The organism is Streptomyces celluloflavus, assembly GCA_000720995.1.
GTDB lineage: Bacteria > Actinomycetota > Actinomycetes > Streptomycetales > Streptomycetaceae > Streptomyces > Streptomyces celluloflavus.
Genome location: JOEL01000006.1, coordinates 96,104 through 114,819 on the forward strand (window position 1 = coordinate 96,104; position 18,716 = coordinate 114,819).

Sequence of the window (18,716 nt, forward strand, 5' to 3'; positions counted from 1 at the left end):
CGCGTCCTGCTGAACGTGCTCACCTGCCGCTTCGGCGGGAGCCTTCACTCACCGTGCGGTTGCCCGACGGTGAGTGGCGCGGATCAGTGCGGGGCCGCCGGGGGCGGTCTCATCCGCGCTTCAGCCACCCCTCGCGCACCCCGAGTGCGAGCAGTTTCTCCGTGCAGTCCCACAGGTCGTGGGAGCCCTCGTCGATGACGGAGGTGCGCTCGCGCACCCTTGTGTGGGTGACGCCCGGGGCGCGCCAGGTGCCGCCGTGGTTCCCGGCGTTCAGCAGCAGGGGCTGGAGCCGGTCCATCGCCTTGGCGAACCTGGCCTCGGGGGTCCGGCGCTCCTCGAACTCGTTCCACAGGCCGTGGAACTCCGCCTCCTGGTCGGTGGGCAGCAGTGCGAACAGCCGCTTGGCGGCGGCGCCCTCGCGCTGTGCCTGGTCCTTGCGGGCCGCGTCGTCGAACAGGCAGGTGTCACCCGCGTAGATCTCGACGAGATCGTGCACCAGGACGAGCTTCAGCGTGCGTTCCACCTCGATCGGCTCGTTGGCGTACTCCGCGAGGACGAGCACCATCAGCGCCAGATGCCAGGAGTGCTCGGCGTCGTTCTCCCGCCGGTTCGCGGACAGCAGGGGGCTCAGCCGCAGGACGGCCTTCAGCCGGTCGGTCTCGGCGATGAAGGCGATCTGCCGGGCGAGGCGTCCGGGGATGTCGAGCGGCAGCCCTTCGGCGTCCAGCAGTGGCTTCGCGGTGCCACGGGCGGGGGCGGGGGGTGATGCGGTCATGTCGTTCCTTCCTGGGGCCGGCGGCTTTCTCGGGGGGAGGAGTTGACGGGCTTCGCGGAGGGGTCCCGGCGGGCGCGGGCCGAGCGCCGGGCCGGTCGTACGGCGTACCGGCCGGCGGCCCGTACTGGGCACGCACGTGGGTGGCCCGGGGCGCGGTCAGACCTGGAGCAGTTCGAGCAGCCGGCCGCGGTCGAGCCGCTCGACGATCGTGACGGCGGGCCGGTCCCGCAGTGTGTCGCGCCAGTCGACGGCGGTGGCGCCGTGGCGGGCACTGCCCGGGGCGTATTCCGCGTAGACGCGGTGCTCGACCGCCCCGGTGATCACGGCGGGATCGAGGGCCACCGCCATGGCCAGCGGATCGGCGCGGACGTACTCGCCGCGCCCCGCGTACGCCGGGTCGGTGGCGAACCGGTTCGCCATGATGCGCCGCAGGGTCGTGGCGGACCGGCTCGTACCCTCGAAGAAGGACGTGAACTCGTCCGGTGTGAAGGCGTGGGCCAGCGTTGTCTCCCACGAGAGCAGCACGAGTCCGGGGAAGCTGGCGAAGACCAGGTCGGCCGCGGCCGGGTCGGCCCCGGTGTTGAACTCGGCGCTGATCGTGAGGTTGCCGCGGCCGTGGATGGCGCCGCCCATCACCACCACCCGGTCGAGCAGTTGGGGCAGCCGCGGTTCGAGCCTGAGGGCGAGGGCGACATTGGTGAGGGGGCCGAGGGCGACGAGCGTGATCCGGCCGGGGTGGCGGCGGGCCGTCTCGACCAGCGCGAGCGCCGCCGGCGTGCCCTGCTCCCCGGCCTGCTCGACGGGCCACCGGCCGAGTTCGCCGAGCCCGTCCGAGCCGTGGATGTCGGGAGCCTCGCTCCGCGGCCCCGCGAGGGGCCCCGCGGCGCCCCGGTACACCGGGGTCCTGGCCGCGTCGTCGCCGTACGCGCCGAGCAGCCACCGTGCGTTCGCCGTAACGGTGTCGATACCGACGTTGCCCGCGACCGTGCAGACGGCGGCCACCGGGACGTGCGGGCGCTTCGGCGACGGGGTCAGCGCCATGGCGAGGGCGTGGGCGTCGTCCAGCCCGGGATCGGTGTCTATGACCAGCATGCTCACTGGGGAACTCCCTGCATGAGACGGAACAGAGCACTTGCTTGCGCGGTTTTCGGCGGGCCGCCCGCCGCGGTGCCGTCGCACCGAGCGGCCGCGGCGAGACCGCGACGTCCTCAAGGGGCGCGGGGAACCGCACGACCCGCTACGGCCAACCCGCGGACAGCGCACCCCACTTCCGGCGGACCCGCTCCAGGGGGCTTCTGACGGATCTCCGTGGCGGAAGGAGCGGTGCCCGGTGCGTGCGATCGCAAGGCGCCGGGAGGTCTTCACAGCGGAGCCATGGGGACATTCCGGCAACGCCGCGTGGGGGTACCTCCCGGCGGCAGCCGGGCGAGGGCGTGCCAGGCGCCGCGACGCCGCGGGGATCCGTCAGAAGCCCCCTAGGCACGGTCCGGCGACGGCCGCCGCCCGGGGCACTCGGCCGGGGCGGGGACGGGTACGCGGGCCGTCGGCGCGGGGCGCACCAGGCGTCCGCGGAGCGTCCGGTACCGCAGGGTGGGCAGCTCGGGCTCCCGCTCGACGTGGTCCGCGTGGAACTCCGCGCCCGTCCTCTTCAGCGCCTCCAGGAGGGCCTCGACCACCGAGCGCGCCAGCGGCGCACCGGGGCAGTAGTGCTCTCCCGCCCCGAAGCTGAGCGAGCGCGAGGCGGCACCGCGGTCCTGTATGCGCAGGGGGGCCGGGTAGTGCTCGGGATCCAGATTGGCCGCGGCGAGGCAGAGGTTGACCCGGTCGCCCTCGTCGAGCCGGTACGGGCCGACGGAGACCGGCCCCCGCGCGTACCGGCTGGCGAACCGGAAGGGGGTGGCGAGCCGGAACACCTCCTCCCTGAGCCGGGGCACGGAAGTATGGCCGAGCAGGTCGCGGGGGATCCGCTCCCCCGCGACGCACAGGGCGGTGACGGTGGGATCGTGGGCCCCGGTGACCACCTGGGTGAGCAGCGCGGTGGCGGTCTCCGGGCCGAAGTCCGGGTCGTCCCACAGCTCCGCGACACCCGCCACGAACGGTGTCGGGCGCGCCGTCCGTGCCGCGCGCAGCCACTCGCGCAGCCCGTCGACCGAGGCGAGCGCCCGGTCGATCCGCTCCATGTCGAGGCGGGGCGTGGCCAGTTCGTCCATCACGGACCGGCTCAGCTCGATGAGGATCGCGGCGCCGGCGCGACCGGTCAGGGCGGCGACGACCTCCCAGGCCAGCGGACGCGCCACCTCGTCCAGCCAGTCGAAGGACTCCTCGCCCACGGCGGCGAGGCGTTCGTCGGCCACCCGGGCGCACCTGGCCCGCAGTTGCGGCGTCACCGCTCCGCGCAGCAGATGCAGGGAGACCGTGCGGATGCGCTTGTGGTAGTCGGAGTCGGAGAAGACGGGCCAGTGGGCGAAGAACTCCTTGAGTCTGGACCGCCGTCTGCGGTCCTCCTCCGGGAGCGCGGCGAGCCGCTGGTCGGTGGAGCGCCGGGACCAGAACTCCCGGCTGGTCAGGATGTGCCGTACGTCGTCGGCACGGAAGGCGTAGAGGCCGCCGTTCTCGGCCGCCTCCTGGAAGGGGCAGGCCGCGGCCGCCTCGGCGAGCGCCGCGGCCGGGTCCTCGCGGCTGAAGTCGCCGAATACGTCAAGCATGGACGGCTCCGCCGGGCCGGGCCGGGGCCGGCGGAGCCGCCGGCCCGGCGTCCGGCGCGGTGGCGGCCGGGACCGAGGGTGAGGCCACAGCGGCGTTCGGTGCGGTGGCGCGGGACCTGGTCCGGTTCGAGACGTGGAACATCATCGCGGCGCGGTCCCAGTCGGGTTCCTCGTCGGCCATGGCGGTGATGCGCCGCAGCACGTCCTGCTCGTCGAGGATGGCGCCGACCGCCTCCGCCACCGTCACGTGCTTGGCGGGCCGCCACACCACCTCGACCGGGTCCCCGGCGGCGACGCGTCCCTCTTCGAGCACCCGGAGGTAGACCCCGGGGCGGCGGGCGCCGTTGAAGCGTTTGGCCCACCCCTTCTCCTGCATCCAGCCGCCGAATGTGCCGCAGGCCATACGTGGTGCCATGACTTGCAGCAGCACCTCGCCCACCTGCCATTTCTCGGCGAGTACGGCTCCGCTCGCATCGAATCCGACGAGGTCGAGGTTCTCCCCGAACGCACCGTTGCGCAGGGGGTTCTGCAGGCGGTCCGACCACCAGTCGAGGTCCTCCCGCGCATAGGCGTAGACCGCCTGGAGTGCCCCGCCGTGGAAATCGGCGGCCTGCTCGTCGCCTTCGAGACCGAGTCTGCCGACGTTGACGCTTCCGTCGACGGGGAGTTTCCTGATTGCCGACCTGCCGCGGCGCGGAGCGAATTCAGCCGCAACGATCGGACCCGTGTTGACAGAAATCACATTACCCATGTGAATTACGCTAAGCGGTATCCTGTACACCCATCAACAGTTGCCTGGAAAATATGTCAGGTATCCGATCCCCAATCCCGCCCGGAAATCGCCGCGTTCGAAGCGGCGGGCAGTATTCCGCCGCAAACGCCCGGCGTGCTCCAGCGGTCCCGGAGCGAAATCCCGGACCGCTGGCACGAATGCGCGCCGCGGGGAAGGAGGAAACCGGTGCCGGCCGTCACGCTCCCGTCGGGAAGAACGCGCCCGGAGTTACCGCACGCCCCGGGCGCGTGCCATCACGAAGAAGGCGGGGACATTCACGTGCCGCCCCTCCGCGGTGACCGTCCCCTGGTAGTCGAGGGGGGCCGTGGAGACGATGTCGAAGCCGGCCGCCGCCAGTTTGCGCTGGAGGGCGTCGTCCTCCCGGGCGACCGGCAGCGGGACCCGGTCGAAGACGAACCCGAACTTCTCCGCGGGACCGCCCCTGCCCTTCAGCTGTCCGAGGATGAAGTCCCTGCTGGCCGGGGCGAGTTCGTAGAAGAAGGCGCCGCCGCTGGAGCCGGCCAGGTGCGCCAGGGACGTGACCGCGCGGTCCAGTTCGTCGGGGGTGAAGGCGTGCAGGACGGTGCGGACGTACAGCGAGGCGTCACCGATCCGTTCGTGCAGCGCCGCGGCCTGCTCGGGCTGGAGCAGATCGAGCTGCTCGTACTCGACACCGGGGGCACCGTGGTTCTTCCGCGCCCGCTCCACGGCGCTCGGGGCCACGTCCACGCCGATCACCCGGTCGAAGTGCGTGGCGATGGCCGCTGTCTGCGCGCCGTCCCCGCAGCCGACGTCGATGACGGGCTTGGCGGGGTCGAGCACGCTGCCGAACAGGTGTATGTGGGCATGGGCCACGTAGGTGGGGTCCACATCCCACGGTGATGCGCCGGGCGTCGGGGGAAGGTCGGTCCAGAAGCGATCCCACATGGCCTCGAAGCGGCTCATACGTGCTTCCTCTCCCTGGTTTTCGGCAGTTTCCGCTCCCGCACCGCGCATTCGACCCCGCCCATGGCGGCCGTGCATGCGCGGGAGACGGGAATTATCTTTCGATCATTCGCCGTCCCGGTCGGTTCTGTAAAGGGAAGGGCGCGCGATGTGTCAGGTCCGGCAGTCGGGCGGCGAATTTCCCGCACCGGCGTGAAGGGCAGACGCGGCATTTTCGTCCGTGGCATACCAAAGGCGTCCGCGCATTCCTGTAGCGCGGGCCGGCACATGTTCTCCGGCGGGGAAGTCACCGTATGCGGAACGCGTACGGAAATTGCGGGCCGGGCGAAGAAAGCCCCGGCCCGCAACGGCGGTCCCCGTCGTTCGCGGAGGCTGTGGCCGACGACGGCCGGACATGTCACGGCGCCGTGAAGGCGGACCGCTCAGCCCGGCGTCACCTCCACCAGTTCCCGGATGTACGGCACGAGTTCACGGAAGGCGGCGCCCCGGTGGCTGATGCGGTTCTTCCGCTCCGGCTCCAGTTGCGCGGCGGTCACCCTCTCGCCCAGCGGCTGGAAGACCGGGTCGTAGCCGAACCCGCCCGTGCCCTCGGGGGAGGTGCGCAGCACACCGGGCAGCTCCCCGAAGGTCACCCGCTCCGTGCCGTCGGGCAGGGCGAGCGCGGCGGCGCAGAGGTAGCGGGCGGTGCGGTGCGGGCCGTCGATGTCTTGCAGCTGCGCCAGGAGCAGGCGCAGATTGGCCTCGTCGTCGCCGTGCCGGCCGGCCCAGCGGGCGGAGAAGATGCCGGGCGCCCCGGAGAGGACGTCGACGCCGAGGCCGGAGTCGTCGGCGATGGCGGGCAGCCCGGTGGCACGGGCCAGGGCATGGGCCTTGAGCAGGGCGTTCTCGGCATAGGTGACCCCGGTCTCCGGCACATCGGGGATGTCGGGGTAGGCGTTGGCACCCACCAGGTCGTATGAGGGCGCCGCCTCACTCAGGATCGTCTTCAGCTCGACGAGTTTGCCCGAGTTGCGGGTGGCGAGGATCAACGTGTTCATGGGTCAATCATCCAGTCCGGCCGGGGGCGTTGGGGTGATATCGCGGGCGTTCCGGAGCGCGGTGCGGGCGCTTCCTTTCCGGCGGCGGGAGGGGCCGGCGGGGCCGGGGCGGGACCGTCCGGCCGAAAGCCGCGGGCCGGGCAGGTGAGCCCGCCCGGCCGGGAAGCGCACAACGGGCCGAAGCCGAGCCATGCCGCGGTGTAGGCGGCGGACGCCAGCGTCACATGGCGGTGCCACCCGGCGAGCGATCTGCCGCTGAAGTCGCGCAGCCCGACGGCCTCGACGGCCCAGGCCGCCTCCCGGTCGACGCAGCGGGCCAGATCGGCGTACTCCACGAGCCGCTGCAAGGGGGTGTCGACCATGTCCGTCAGCCACAGGCGTTCGGGGGGCCGGTCCGGGTCGTCCCATTCGCCGACCAGCAGCCGCCGCGCGCCCGCCACGGCCTCCTCCGCCAGCCGGACCGGCACCGCGGCCGCGAGGGAGCGGCCGGCCGGCCGCGCGCCGCCCGGGGCGGTGTGCCGCACGGGCTGCCGGACGCTCCGGGCGGCCTCCAGGATGACCTGTGCGGAGAAGGAGCCGCGCCGGTATCCGGGCATGCACCGGTCGGCCACCGCGAGCCGGGTGGCGAGCGCCGCCTGGGCGAGCACCGGGGTGGCGTCCCGGGTGAACCGCGCCAGGGTGGCCCGGGTCGCGCCGCCGGGCACGTTCATCACCACCGGTCTGCCGCGGACCCCGGCGTCGCGGGGTGTGGTGAGGGCGGCGGTCGCCGCCCAGCCCTGCGGGGTGCTCCCGGCCGCGTCCGGCGACGGCTCCCCGGTCCCGGGCGCGCCCTCCCCCGGCAGGAACAGCAGCCAGTTGACCGGTACGGTCAGCTCCGGGGACGCCAGCCACACGCCGTACGCGAGTTGCCCCTGGAACGTCCTCCGCCGCCGTGGGTCGAACATCTCGTCGACGCCCACGGACTGCTTGCCGGTCCTCGGGATGGCCATCGGGTGGACGACGAGCGCGCGGGCCAGCTCGGTCTTCTCCGCCCAGGCGGCCAGAGCCGCGCGGATGGGGCGCCAGTCCCAGGTCGAGTCGGCGATGAAGTGGTGCAGGCTCTGCGCCGCCGCCGGGTCGCCCGTGACCGCGGCGACGTTCCTGATCGACTTGCGGCCCTGGGCCGCGAGCAGGCCGTGCAGGTACTGCCGGGCCCTGAGTCGCTGGTCCTTGCGTCTCAGGGAGGAGAACAGCTCGGCGCAGAAGCCCTCCGGCACCTCGCGGATGCCGTCCGTACAGGCCGGAACAGCGCACGGGCGGCCGACGGGCCCCGGCACGGCACCTCTGCCGGTCACCGCGGGACACCCCGCCGGCCCGGGGTCACCGGGCGGGTGCCCGGGCCCGCACCGGAATGTGCGTGGGCTTCCATCGAGAGCCTCTCCCTTCTGTCTGGTGCGGCCGGCGGCCGGGCGGGGCCGCCGGGCCGCCCGGTGCGGGGGACGGTGCCCGCGGGCCGGCGCACGGCCGGAGTGCGGGCCGCGCTCCGGTCCGGACGGGATCCGTCAGGCCCCGGCCATATGGGTTCCTCCGTCGACGTGGACGATCTCCCCGGTGGTCCTGGGGAACCAGTCCGACAGCAGGGCCACCACGGCGCGGGCGGCGGGTTCGGGGTCCTCCAGGTCCCAGCCGAGCGGCGCACGCGCCGTACTGGCCTCGGCCAACGCCTGGAAGCCGGGGATGGACTTGGCGGCGGTGGACCGGATGGGCCCCGCGGCCACCAGGTTGCAGCGGATACCCCGGCCGCCCAGTTCCCGGGCGAGGTAACGGGACGTCGCTTCCAGGGCCGCCTTGCTGACGCCCATCCAGTCGTAGTAGGGCCATGCCTGCTGGGCGTCGGAGTCCATGCCCACCACCGCGCCGCCGCGCCGTTCCAGCAGTCCGGCGACGGCGACCGTCAGCGACTTGAGCGAGAAGGCCGAGATCTCCACCGAGGTGGCGACCGAACTCCACGCCGTGTTCAGGAAGTTGCCGCCGAGTGCGTCCTGGGGTGCGTACGCGATGGAGTGCACCACGCCGTCGAGGGCCGGGTCGGGCCCCAGGTGCTCGGCGACCCGGTCGGCCAGCGAGTCCAGCTGCCCCTGGTCGCACACGTCCAGGTCCACCAGGGGAGCCGGCTCGGGGAGCCGCTTGGCGATCAGCTCGACGAGGCTGCGCCGTCCGTAGGCGGTCAGCACCACTCGCGCGCCCTCGCGCTGGGCGAGGCGGGCCACGTGAAAGGCGATGGACTTCTCCGTGAGCAACCCTGTGACCAGGATGTTCTTTCCGCTGAGTATGCCGCTCACGTCGTCACATCTCCTTGGTCCGCGTACCGCCGGCCGCCGCGGCGGCCGGCGGGGCCGTGCGGCCGACGGTTCCGGTCCGCCGGCCCGGGGCGAGTCCGGCCAGCAGGCCCGCGACGATGGGCGGGCCGTTGCGGGTGAGGACGGACTCCGCGTGGAACTGCACGGAGGCGAAGTGCGGCGCCCGCAGGGCGTGCACCTCGCCCGTGCGGCGGTCCCTGCTGACCTCGACCCGTGCCGCGTGGGGTCCCTCGACCACGTCGCGGGTGCTGTGGGCGACGAAGCTGTTGTAGAAACCGACGTGCTCCCGGCGGCCGAAGAGGTCGATCTCGCGCTGGAGCCCTTGGTTGGGTACCTCCTTGCGGACGACGTCGAGGCCGAGCAGCCTGCTGAGCACCTGGTGGCTCAGGCACACCGCGAGGAACGGCCACCGCCCGTCGAGGAGTGCGCGGATCGCGCCCTCCAAGTGCGCGATCTTCGGATCGGACGTGGCGCACGGGTCGCCGGGCCCCGGCCCCATGACGACGACGTCGTGGCCGGCGAAGGTGTACGGCTCGTCGAACCGGCGGGCCGTCACCTCCATGCCCATACTGCGCAGTTGCATCTCGATCATGGAGGTGAAGGTGTCCTCGGCATCGACCACGAGGACCCGCTGCCCGGCGAGCCGGTCCCGCGGCACGTCCGGCGCCACCTCGCCGTCCGCCAGCCAGAACCCGGCCAGCGCGTCGTTGCGGCTGCGCAGCGCCGCCCGCACCTCGGGATGGTCGCGGAACCCGGTGGGCGCGCGCCCCTCCAGGGCGGCGATGAGCCCGGCGGCCTTCGCCCGGGTCTCGGCCACCTCGGCGGCCGGCCGGGAATGGCGTACGAGGGTGGCGCCGACCCCGATGGCGACCCGGCCCGCGCGGTCGATGTCGGCGGTGCGGATCAGGATGGCGGAGTCCAGCGTCCGGCCGCCGCGCTCATCGCGGCCGATGAGCGCGGCGACACCGCTGTAGTAGCCGCGCCCCTCCGGCTCGTACCGGGCGATGACCCGGCAGGCGCTCTCCAGCGGACTGCCGGTGACGGTGGGCGCGAACAGCGTCTCGCGCAGGATGTCCTGCGGCTCGCGCCGGGTGCGGCCCTCGATGAAGTACTCGGTGTGCGCGAGCCGGGACATCTCCCGCAGATAGGGGCCGTCGACCCCGACGCCGTCGGAACAGACCCGGCTCATCATCTTCAGTTCCTCGTCGACCACCATGTACAGCTCGTCGGTCTCCTTGCGGTCGGCGAGGAAGTCCAGTACGCCGGGCAGGGTGGGGCCGCCGTCCGGGTAGCGGTAGGTGCCGCTGATCGGGTTCATCACCGCGGTTCCGCCGTGCAGGCTCACATGGCGTTCGGGCGAAGCACCGACGAAGGTGCGGTCGCCGGTGTGGATGAGGAAGACCCAGTACGCGGACGACTCGCGCTCCAGCAGGCGCCGGAAGAAGGAGAGCGCGCTGTGCAGGCCGTAGTCGCCGATCTCGGTGACGAAGGACCGCCTGATGACGAAGTTGGCCCCGAGCCCGGTGCCGATCTCGTCCGCGATCACCCGCTCCACGGTGTCCGCGTAGGCGTCGTCGGACACGTCGAAGTCCCCGCCGACAAGCCGGATTCCGGTGTCCGGGACGCGGCGCAGGACCTCGGCGAGCGGCACCGCGGCCTGCTCCCGCACGGTCAGCGCGAGGAGCGGCGCGCCGTCGTCGGCGCAGGTGAAGCCGCGCTCGGCGATCTGCCGGAAGGGCACGACCGCCAGCACCTCGTGGTACGGACCGGGCCGGTCCGGCGTGCGCGGCAGGGGCAGCTCGGCGAGCGAGGCGCACTCGCCCACCTCGCCGAGGACCACGTCGACCAGGCCGCTCGCGCCGCTGACGGGGCGGTGCAGCAGGGCGCAGGGCCCGGGAGCGGCCGACAGGACGCGGCCGAGGGCGTCGGCCGGCGGTGCCCCGGTCATCCGAGCGCCTCCTTCGTGGTGAGGACCACGGCGCAGGTGCGGGAGGCGTGGTCGAGGGTCCTGCGGTGGTCGTCCTCGCTGAAGTCGGCGACGGCGTCGGCCACCAGGAAGGGCTGGATGTCGTGGGTGTACGCCTCCAGCGCGCTGGTCAGCACGCCGACGTGCGCGTACACCCCGCACACCACGAGCTGGTCGCGTCCGTGCCGGCGCATCCGCTCCAGCAGGTCGCTCTTGAAGAAGGCGCTGTAGCGCCACTTGGTGAACACCCAGTCGTCCTCGGCGGGGGTGAGGGGTTCGACGATCTCGCGGTCGGCGCGGCCGGCCCGCATCCCCTGGCCCCAGAAGTCGGCCAGCAGGCCGCGCTGCTCAGGTGTCATATCGCCGGGCTGTGCCGTGTAGGCGATCGGCATACCGGCGCCGCGGCAGTGGGCGAGCAGGGCGCCGGTGTTGCGGACGAGTTCGGCGCGCAGGGCGTCGGGCAGTGGCCGCAGGAAGAACCGCTGCATGTCGTGGACGAGCAGGACGGCCCGCGCGGGATCGATCGTCCACCGCGGCACAGGGGCGGGCAGGTCCCCGCTGGCCGGCATCGGGTAGGGCTCGATGGGCGGGATGCTGGGCATGGCGCTCCTCTCGGGGGTGGGGGGGGAGGGGACGGCGGCGCGGTGGACGTGCCGGGGCGGCCGGCCGGGACGGGCCCGCGGACGGCGCGCCGGACCGCCGGCGGAGCGTTCAGGCACCGAGGGTGGCTCCGCCGTCGACCGTCAGCTCGTGCAGGGTGATGTGCGACGCCTCGTCGGAGAGCAGGAAGAGCACGGCGTCGGCGATGTTCTCGGGCCGGGCGATCCGGCCCAGCGGGATGCCGAGCCGGTACGCCCCGGGGTTGCCCCGGAGTGTGGCCTCGCGGCCGGACTCGTCGTGCCACATCGAGGTGAGCATCGGGGTGTCGGTCGATCCGGGGGCGACCACGTTGCAGCGGATGCCGTGCCCGGACAGTTCGATGCCGAGGGACTTGGTGAGCTGGACGGCGGCGGCCTTGGAGGCGGCGTAGGCGGCCATCTCGGCGCGCGGGGTGCGCGCCGCGTTGGAGGCCACGGTCACGATCGAGCCCGTGCCGCGCGGGATCATCCGCTCGGCCACCGCCCGGCACAGGTGGAAGACACCGGTGGTGTTGACCGCCAGGGTGTGGGCCCACTCCCGGTCGCCGAAGCCGACGACCGGACCCAGGTGCAGCACTCCGGCGGCGTTGACCAGGAAGTCGACCGCGCCCAGGCGCCGTTCGACCTCACCGACCAGGGTGTGCACGGCGGCGGCGTCGCTGACATCGGTGGGGAACGTGGTCACCCGCGAGGTGTCCGCGGTGCCCTCGGCCGCCCACTGCTCCAGTCGCGCCGCGTCGAGGTCGACCGCCGCGACGCGCACGCCGCGCTTGGCCAGGGCCGCGGCGACGGCGCCGCCGATCCCCCCGGCCGCTCCGGTGACGATGGCTGTCTTGTCCTGCATGGCCTTCCTTTCCGTGTCCTGTTCCGTCGCCCGTCGTGGGTCGTGGGTCGTGGTGGGACTGTGCCGTTCCGTCGGCCGCCGGCGCGGTCCCGTTCCGTCCGCCGTCGTGCGTCAGGGCCGCTCCCCGGTTCGCGCGTCAGGGCCGCCAGGCCGTCACGACGGACATCGCCTGGGCCGGGTTCAGCCGCGGGTCGCACACGCTGGTGTACGGGCCGGCCTCCCCGGCCCGCTCCAGGGCCGCCGCGTTCGCCACGCACTCCACGACGTCGTCGGGGGTGGTCTCCAGATGCAGTCCGCCGGCGACGCCGCCGGCCGCGCCCACGGCCTCCTGGAAGTCATGGATCTCCTGCCGGATCGTCTCGGTGTACCTCCTCTTGCGGCCGTCGCGCGCCGAGAAGGTGTTGCCGTGCATGGGGTCGGTGAGCCAGACCACCGGGTGGCCCTCGGCGCGGACGGCGGCAACGAGCGGGGGCAGCACCCGGGCGGCCCGGTCCGCGCCGGTGCGGGCGATCAGGGTGAGCCGGCCCGGCTGCCGCATCGGGTCGAGCCGTTCGCACAGCGCCAGCAGTTCGTCGGTACCGGTGGTCGGGCCGACCTTGCAGGCCACCGGGTTGACCACTTCGGCCAGCATCGCCACGTGCGGGCCGTCGGCCTGGCGGGTGCGCTCCCCGATCCACGGCAGATGTGTGGAGGCGAGCAGCAGCCGGCCGTCCTCGGTGCGGCGCAGCATGGGTATCTCGTAGTCGAGCAGCAGGGCCTCGTGGCTGGTCCACACCACGGGCTCGCCGGGGGTGCGCCGGTTCTGCTCACCCCATCCGAGGTGGCCCATGATGTCGGCGGCGGCCATGTATCCGGTGAGCAGCCGCAGCGGGTCGGGGCGGCGGCTCTCCGGCAGCGGCTCCGGTGCGTTGACCATGTGGCCCCGGAACACCGGGAGTTCGCAGCCGTCCACCGTCTCGGTGGGGTTCGAGCGCGGCTTGCCGAACTGGCCGGCCATCCGGCCGATCCGCACCACGGGCCTGCCGGTGATCAGCTTGAGCGAGCCCGCCAGCATCTCCAGTACGGCGGACTTGCGGGCGACGTGGCCCGGTGTGCACTCGGCCGGGTCCTCGGCGCAGTCGCCGGCCTGGATCACCTGCGCCTCCCCCGCCGCCACACGGGCCAGCAGGGAGCGCAGGAGCGCGACGTCCGCGGCCCGTACCAGGGCGGGGCGCTGGGCGATCTCCCTGCGCACACGGGTCAGCTGGGCCGGTTCCTCCCAGGGCGGCTGTTGCCTGGCCTCCTCGTAGCGGAGGTCGAGCAGGGTGATGTCCACCGTCTTCCTCTCCCCTTGCGGGCCTGGTGCGCGTGCGGCTGGACGGAGGGGTGTCACGGGACGAGTCCGCCGTCGACGCCGAATACCTGTCCGGTGATGTAGGAGGCGCGGTCGGAGACGAGGAAGGCGACCAGGCTCGCGACGTCCTCCGGGACCCCGAACCGGGCGAGCGGTATCCGGCTCCTTATCCGGTCGCATGCCGTGTCGTCGAGGTCCGCCGTCATGTCCGTGGTGATGAAGCCCGGGGCCACGACGTTGGCGCGTACGCCGTAGCGTCCGCACTCCTTGGCCAGGGCCCGGGTGAAGCCGATGATCCCGGCCTTGGACGCCGAGTAGTTGGTCTGGCCGGCGTTGCCGTGCACACCCGCGACGGAGGAGAGGGTGACGATGCTGCCCGCCTTGCGGCGCATCATGGAGAAGATCACGGCGCGGCAGATCGCGTAGGTGCCGTCCAGGTTGGTGGAGAGCACGTCGTGCCACTCGTCGTCGTCCATCAGGGCGAGCGGGCGGTCGCGGGCGATGCCCGCGGCGCTGACGAGGGTCCGTACGGGGCCGAGCCGCTGCTCGGTCTCCGCCACGAACTCCCGGGCGCTGCCCGGCTCGCACAGGTCGGCGGCGCGGCTGTGCACACGGGCGCCGGCCGCCGCCGCCAGTTCCGCCGTCTCCTTGGCGGCGGCCTCGTTCGAGCGGTAGCAGAAGGCGATGTCGTGGCCCTCGTGGGCGAGCCGTGCCACGACGGCCCGCCCGATGCCCCGGGAGCCGCCGGTGACCAGTGCCACCGGCCGGCCGTCGGCCGGCGCGCTCATGCCGCCGCGAGCTTCCGCCGGACCAGCTCGCGGACGCTCAGCAGGGTGGTGACGGTCTTGAACTCGTCGTCCGAGAGGACGACGCCGTAGCGGTCCTCCAGCCGGGTGGTGATCTCCAGTGCGGTGAGGGAGTCGACACCGAGGTCCTCCGCGAAGTGCGCGTCGTCGGTGACCTCCTCGGGCGGCAGCTCGAAGGTGACGGCCATCAGGCTGCGCAGTTCTTCCAGGTCGACGGAGTCGGGGGTGCTGTGGGACACGGTGCTGTTCCTTTCGGTCATTCGCCTCGCCCGAGGTCGCTCGGGCCGCTCGGATCAGGGGGATCGCTCGGGTCGTTCAGGTCGTCCGGACCGCTCGGACCACTCGGCCGGGGAGGCGGGGGAATCGGAGGTGGTGGCCGGCGGCAGCAGGGTCAGCGCGGCGGAGACGTCCGCGGCGCAAACCGTGGCGAGCGCCGCGCCCCCGCCGCCGGCGTCGAAGTGGGCAACCGCCGCCGCGCACTGCAGGACACCGAGAGCGCCGCCGCACTCCCCCAGTCCGTCCGCCAGGGCCACCGGCCGTACCGAGGTGCCCAGGTGTGCGGGGCGCGTCTCGCGGGCCCCGGTCAGCCAGAGCCCGATGCCGGGGGCCGCGGAGCCGGCGGCCGTGCGCAGCACCTCGTCGTGGTCCCGGCCGCGGTGCAGGCCGTGCCAGTGTGCGCGGACGCGGCCCGCGCGGTCCGCGGCGTGCGCGGCGGACTCCAGGACGACGGTGGCGGCGCCGTCGACGGTGCGGGTGCCCAGCAGCTTGTGCACGACGTCGTTGGCCGGTTCGACGCCGGTGACGACAACGGTGTCGGCTCGGTCGGCGGCGATCAGGTTGCGGCCCCAGTACAGCGCGTCGAGGCCGCTCGTCGCCCCGTTGCACAGGGTCACCGCGGGGCCGTGCAGGCCGTGGCCGGCCGCGATCCAGCCGGCGATGGCGCTGGTGGAGGTGTGCGGCAGGCCCATCGCGGAGATTGCCCGCGAGGTCTGCCGCGCCGCGATGTCCACGTACGCGCAGACGCTGTCGTAGTTCCCGGTGTTGGAGCTGACGACCACCGCGGTGCGGGTACCGTCCAGCGCCGGACCGCCGGCGCCGAGCAGTCCCGCGTCCCGCAGGGCCGGTTCCACCGAGCGGAGGGCGAGCCGGGTCGCCCGGTCCTTGTGCCGCAGGTCACGGCCCTTGAGCCCGGTCTCCGGGTCGAAGCCCGCGCCGCCGGCGGGGGCGCCCAGCAGGTCGCCGGGTCCCGTGAGGCCGGGGACCGCGAGTCCGGCCCCGGTCACCACCACGGCGGTGCGCGCCCTCGGTTCGCCGCTCATCGGCGGACCCTCCCTTCTGCCGCCCTCACGAGTGGGGTCGTGTCCTCTCGGTCCCGGTCGAAGCGCCTCTGGCTGCATAGGGGCTGGCTCAGGGAACTCATGCCTTCTCCACCACCGCCACGGCGTTGATCCCGCCGAATCCGAACGCGTTGACCTGGGCGAGGCCGATCGACGCGGGCCGGCTCGCGTCCCGCACCAGGCGCAGCCCGGCGGCCTCGTCGATCGGCTCCCGCAGGCCGATCACCGGCGGTACGGCGCCGTACCGCATGCTCAGTACGGCGGTCAGCAGGCTGAGCAGCCCGGAGCCGCCGAGGGTGTGCCCCACCCCGGACTTGACGGCGGTCATCAGCGGACCCGGGCCTTCGGCGAAGACCTCGGACATGACGGCCGCCTCGGTCTCGTCATTGCGGGCGGTGCCGGTGCCGTGCAGCATGACCAGTTCGATGTCGCGGGGTGTCACACCGGCCCGCCGGTGGGCCTCGCGCACGGCCGCGGTGATGCCCTCGGGGTCGGGGGCGGTGGGATGGGCCGCGTCGCAGTTGAGTCCGACCGAGCGCAGTCTGGCCACCGCCCGGCCCGTGCCCGCGCGGCGCAGCACGGCGGCGACGGCGCCCTCGCCCATGACCATGCCCCGGTGCCCGCGGTCGAAGGGCCGGGCCGCGTCGGGCACCAGAGTCTGGGCACGGTCCATGGCCGCGAAGGTGGATTCGGCGATGGAGTCGGTGCCCGCCACCACGACGGTGTCGGCCTGCCCCAGTTCGATCATGTCGGCGGCCAGGCCGAGCGCGTAGAGGGAGGCGGCGCAGGCGTTGGCGAAGGTGTAGGAGGTCGTGGCGGCGAAGCGCTCGCGCAGCGCCATCCCGAAGTCCAGCCGCTCCACGGGCACCTTGGGCCCGCCCCGCCACCACAGTTCCACGCTGCGCTGTTCGCGCAGGGTCGTGCCCACCAGTACCGGTACCTCGTCGAGGTCCTCGTCGAGTCCGGCGTCCGCCAGCGCCTGCGCCACGGCCGACAGGAGCCAGCCGGTGGCCCGCAGCGGCCGGTCCCCGCCGGGGCCCCGGTCGTCGACCTCGTAGGCGTGGTGCGCCCGGTAGTTGGCCGTGTCGAAGACCCGGACGGGCGCCAGCCCGTCGCGTCCCGCGCACAGCGCGTCGTAGGTGGTGCGGGCGTCGCCGCCGACGCAGCTGACGATGCCGATCCCCGCTATGTCCCAGCTCATGTCCGGGCCACCCGTCCGCGCAGGATGTGCGCCGCCACCTTGCCGCTGCCGGTGACGGGCAGTTCGGTGAAGAGCGCCACCCGCGAGGGCCGTTTGTGGGCGGGCAGCTGGCGCCGTGCGGCGGCGATCACCTGCCGGCGCACCCGTACGGGGTCGCTCCCTTCGGCGGGCTGCACACAGGCGACCGCCTCCTCCAGGCCCTCGGGGTCGCGGCCGGAGACGACCGCGCAGGCCGCGACGCCGTCGACCCCGCGCACCACGGTCTCGATCTCGGCCGGGACCACCTTGTAGCCGCCGATGTTGAGGATGTCGTCGGCGCGGCACAGATAGTCGAACGAACCGTCCTCGGCCTTGCGCACCAGGTCGCCGGTGTAGGCGCCGCCGTCGGCGAACGCGGCACGGTCGGCCTCCTGGCGCCCGACGTAGCCGAGCGCCACGGTCGGTCCGGCGATGTGGAGCCTACCTTCCTGTCCGTCGGGCAGTTCGCGGCCCGTGTCGTCGCGGACCGTGGCGCGGACCCCGGGGGCGGGTCGTCCGAGCGATCCGGTGGTCGTTCCGTCGGCGGGCGTGAGGAGGACGACGTGCATGAGTTCGGTGGCGCCGAAGCAGTTCACCAGGGCGGCCCCGAAGGCGGCGCGGATGCGCTCGGCCAGGGGGCGCGGGCAGTTCTCGCCCGCCGTTGTGCACAGGCGCACCGTGTCGTGGCCGGCCTCGGCGAACCCGGGCAGCGCCAGCAGCGCCGCGTACAGCCGGGGCACGGAGCAGAAGACGCTGGGCCGGTACCGGTCGAGCGCGGCCGCCACGACGTACGGGTCCACCGCCCCGCGGATCAGGGCCGCGCTCGCGCCGGCCGCGAGGACGCACAGCACCGCGTTGCCGAAGCCGTAGCCGAAGGACAGCCGGGCCGTCGTCAGCAGCACGTCGTCGGGGCGCAGGTCCAGTGCCCTGCCGAAGCCCTCGACCATCGCCACCAGAGCGCCCGCCGAGTGGCGCACGCCCTTGGGCGCTCCGGTGCTGCCCGAGGTGTACTGCACGAGTGCCTCGTCGCCGGCGGGCCAGCGGAAGGGGGCGGCCGGTCCCTCGGACGGCGCCGGGCCGTCCGCGGTGCGGCTCTTGGCGAGTTCCCGGCGGAGGTCCTCGCCGTCGGTACGCGCGCAGGCGGCCAGCACGGTGTGCAGGGCCGCCCGCTTGGCGTCGCCGCCGTCCACGTGGACCACCCGGGCGCCGCAGTCGTCCACCGCGAAGGCGATGGCACGGTCGTCGAGGAGCGGGCTCACCACGACGGGTACCGATCCGTTCCACCAGTGTCCGAGGACGGCGGCCACGGACGCGACGGAGTCCTCCGTGACCACCACGCCCCGCTCGCCGGGCCGCACGCCGAGCCGGTACAGCGTGCCGGCGTAGGAGCGGGCCGCCTCGTACAGGGCGGCGTACGAGACACGGCCGACGTCGGGATCGGTGCAGGCGGTCGCTCCCCCGCCGTCCGCCGCGACACGGTGGTGCACCAGCCGGCCGACCAGATCGCAGGCGTCGTGCGCGTGGTCCGCTCGGTGCGCGTCGCCGGCCTCGGGTGCGGCAGGCGCGCCCGCTTCGCGGGAGCCGAGCGCGGCGAGCGCGTCCGAGACGGATCCGATGGCGGCCGCGGTCCGCGGCGCGAAGGCGGTGCCGAAGCCCTCCTGAATGCGCGTGATGGCCTCGACCTTTTCCAGTGAGGTCATCCCGAGTTCATCGACCCAGCGGTCGGTCTCGCCGACTTCGGACGGTTCCAATTCCATCACCTGTGCCACGATCTCGCGCAGCAAATCACGTGCGATGGTTCTTTGCGCGGTCACTGGTGGATTCCCTTTCTGTCGGTGCCGCGACACTATCCCGGCGCCCTGCGCCCCGGTACCGCGCAATCGAGTAGGGAGCAGCGGCAATCCATCTACTTATTCGAGTAGTTCCGGCGGCAACAGTCCACGGTTTACCGTCGTCGCAGACGTGACACACCCCTCGGGGCCCCGCACCGCATCAACCAA

Annotated in this window: 17 protein-coding genes; all 17 read right to left on the minus strand. The window is 73.4% G+C overall.

Features of this window, described 5'->3' with window-relative positions; all coding sequences use genetic code 11:
* Window positions 1–109: 109 nt before the first annotated feature.
* Entirely contained in the window at window positions 110–775 is a 666-nt protein-coding gene (locus tag IH09_RS08035; protein WP_052855408.1) for an HD domain-containing protein, read from the minus strand.
* A gap of 156 nt (window positions 776–931) precedes the next feature.
* On the minus strand, window positions 932–1,867 hold the full coding sequence (locus IH09_RS08040) for a nucleoside hydrolase (RefSeq protein WP_052855409.1): 936 nt from the start codon (window positions 1,865–1,867) through the stop codon (window positions 932–934).
* A 383-nt stretch (window positions 1,868–2,250) separates the two neighbouring features.
* On the minus strand, window positions 2,251–3,480 hold the full coding sequence (locus tag IH09_RS08045; protein WP_052855410.1) for a cytochrome P450: 1,230 nt from the start codon (window positions 3,478–3,480) through the stop codon (window positions 2,251–2,253).
* Window positions 3,473–4,231 (minus strand): MOSC domain-containing protein, encoded by a 759-nt coding sequence (locus IH09_RS08050; protein ID WP_094794516.1) that lies wholly within the window; start codon window positions 4,229–4,231, stop codon window positions 3,473–3,475. Before IH09_RS08050 ends, IH09_RS08045 begins: the two co-directional genes overlap by 8 nt.
* Window positions 4,232–4,480: 249 nt before the next feature.
* The gene (locus tag IH09_RS08055) at window positions 4,481–5,197 is read right to left on the minus strand and encodes a class I SAM-dependent methyltransferase (RefSeq protein WP_052855411.1); all 717 of its coding nucleotides are present in this window, start codon (window positions 5,195–5,197) and stop codon (window positions 4,481–4,483) included.
* Between the two features lie 422 nt (window positions 5,198–5,619).
* The gene (gene rdgB / locus IH09_RS08060; RefSeq protein ID WP_052855412.1) at window positions 5,620–6,234 is read right to left on the minus strand and encodes an RdgB/HAM1 family non-canonical purine NTP pyrophosphatase; all 615 of its coding nucleotides are present in this window, start codon (window positions 6,232–6,234) and stop codon (window positions 5,620–5,622) included.
* Window positions 6,231–7,568, minus strand: a complete 1,338-nt coding sequence (locus IH09_RS08065; RefSeq protein WP_110952151.1) for an IS701 family transposase — start codon at window positions 7,566–7,568, stop codon at window positions 6,231–6,233. The genes rdgB and IH09_RS08065 overlap by 4 nt, the downstream gene beginning before the upstream one ends.
* Window positions 7,569–7,775: 207 nt before the next feature.
* Window positions 7,776–8,555 carry an enoyl-ACP reductase FabI gene (gene fabI / locus IH09_RS08070; protein ID WP_052855414.1) on the minus strand — a complete coding sequence of 260 codons (780 nt, stop codon included), beginning with the start codon at window positions 8,553–8,555 and terminating at the stop codon, window positions 7,776–7,778.
* Window positions 8,556–8,559: 4 nt separating this feature from the next.
* Window positions 8,560–10,521 (minus strand): anthranilate synthase family protein, encoded by a 1,962-nt coding sequence (locus IH09_RS08075; RefSeq protein ID WP_052855415.1) that lies wholly within the window; start codon window positions 10,519–10,521, stop codon window positions 8,560–8,562.
* A complete protein-coding gene (locus IH09_RS08080) occupies window positions 10,518–11,141 on the minus strand; it encodes an isochorismatase family protein (protein ID WP_052855416.1) in 624 nt (207 codons plus the stop codon). Before IH09_RS08080 ends, IH09_RS08075 begins: the two co-directional genes overlap by 4 nt.
* A gap of 109 nt (window positions 11,142–11,250) precedes the next feature.
* On the minus strand, window positions 11,251–12,021 hold the full coding sequence (locus tag IH09_RS08085) for a 2,3-dihydro-2,3-dihydroxybenzoate dehydrogenase (protein ID WP_052855417.1): 771 nt from the start codon (window positions 12,019–12,021) through the stop codon (window positions 11,251–11,253).
* A 136-nt stretch (window positions 12,022–12,157) separates the two neighbouring features.
* Complete coding sequence (locus tag IH09_RS08090) at window positions 12,158–13,336, minus strand: 3-deoxy-7-phosphoheptulonate synthase (RefSeq protein ID WP_052855418.1); 1,179 nt, start codon at window positions 13,334–13,336, stop codon at window positions 12,158–12,160.
* Between the two features lie 53 nt (window positions 13,337–13,389).
* Window positions 13,390–14,142, minus strand: a complete 753-nt coding sequence (gene fabG / locus IH09_RS08095; RefSeq protein ID WP_052855419.1) for a 3-oxoacyl-ACP reductase FabG — start codon at window positions 14,140–14,142, stop codon at window positions 13,390–13,392.
* Window positions 14,139–14,399: a phosphopantetheine-binding protein gene (locus IH09_RS08100; RefSeq protein ID WP_052855420.1), complete on the minus strand. Its 261-nt coding sequence runs from the start codon at window positions 14,397–14,399 to the stop codon at window positions 14,139–14,141. Before IH09_RS08100 ends, fabG begins: the two co-directional genes overlap by 4 nt.
* 54 nt (window positions 14,400–14,453) lie before the next feature.
* On the minus strand, window positions 14,454–15,479 hold the full coding sequence (locus tag IH09_RS08105) for a beta-ketoacyl synthase N-terminal-like domain-containing protein (protein ID WP_110952152.1): 1,026 nt from the start codon (window positions 15,477–15,479) through the stop codon (window positions 14,454–14,456).
* A gap of 97 nt (window positions 15,480–15,576) precedes the next feature.
* Entirely contained in the window at window positions 15,577–16,698 is a 1,122-nt protein-coding gene (locus tag IH09_RS08110; protein ID WP_052855421.1) for a beta-ketoacyl synthase N-terminal-like domain-containing protein, read from the minus strand.
* Window positions 16,695–18,530: an AMP-binding protein gene (locus IH09_RS08115; RefSeq protein ID WP_318279407.1), complete on the minus strand. Its 1,836-nt coding sequence runs from the start codon at window positions 18,528–18,530 to the stop codon at window positions 16,695–16,697. The genes IH09_RS08110 and IH09_RS08115 overlap by 4 nt, the downstream gene beginning before the upstream one ends.
* Window positions 18,531–18,716: the final 186 nt, after the last annotated feature.